The organism is Sporolactobacillus mangiferae, assembly GCF_023336505.1.
In the GTDB taxonomy this organism is placed as follows: domain Bacteria; phylum Bacillota; class Bacilli; order Bacillales; family Sporolactobacillaceae; genus Sporolactobacillus; species Sporolactobacillus mangiferae.
In genome coordinates this window covers 1-694 of sequence record NZ_JAMAST010000053.1, presented here as the reverse complement: position 1 = coordinate 694, position 694 = coordinate 1, and the positions used below count along the sequence as shown (strand labels likewise).

1 protein-coding gene is annotated in these 694 nt (G+C 42.4%); it reads left to right on the top strand.

Going from position 1 to position 694, the window contains the following annotated elements; all coding sequences use genetic code 11:
* Window positions 1-105: 105 nt before the first annotated feature.
* A partial coding sequence (locus M3N64_RS14010; RefSeq protein ID WP_249104318.1) for an IS256 family transposase occupies window positions 106-694 on the top strand: 589 nt, incomplete at its 3' end.

Sequence of the window (694 nt, the reverse complement as noted above, 5' to 3'; positions counted from 1 at the left end):
GATGATGTATAAAATTTTGTGTAACACATTTTGCTAGACCAAAAGAAAAAAGGTAGGGTATTCTCTGATTAGACCAAAAATCTTAGAGAAAGGAGTACCCTACCTATGTCTAAAAGTATATCGAATATGGACTGGGCAAATCAACTGGAAAGTGTCATTCGTCAGTTTGTCAAAGAAAAATTAGAGCTGATCATGCGGGAAGAAATCAAAAATTTCCTCGAAATCGAACAGGCAGACACATCCAATATGAGAAACGGCTACTATCAACGAAATCTAGATACACAATATGGCCGGATTGAAGGGCTTTTGGTCCCAAGAGACCGAAACGGGGAATTTCAAACGCAGTTGTTTGCTCCTTATCAACGCCACACGGGATGGCTGGAGGAAGCTATCATTCGGATGTATCAAAGCGGCATGAGCACCCGGGAAATTGGCAAGTGGATCGAACGAATTCTAGGAAAAGCCTATTCTCCTGCGACGATCAGCCGTATTACCGATGTCGTAAAGGAAGATATCGAAAAATGGCGCAGCCGTCCACTATCCAAGCGTTATTCGGTCTTATATTTAGACGGTTTGTACGTGAAACTTCGCCGCGATACGGTAGAGAAAGAAGTCATTTATGTGGTGTTAGGAGTAAATGAAGAAGGATATCGCGAAATTCTCGATTTTTTCGTGGGAGGACAAGAAAGCGCCT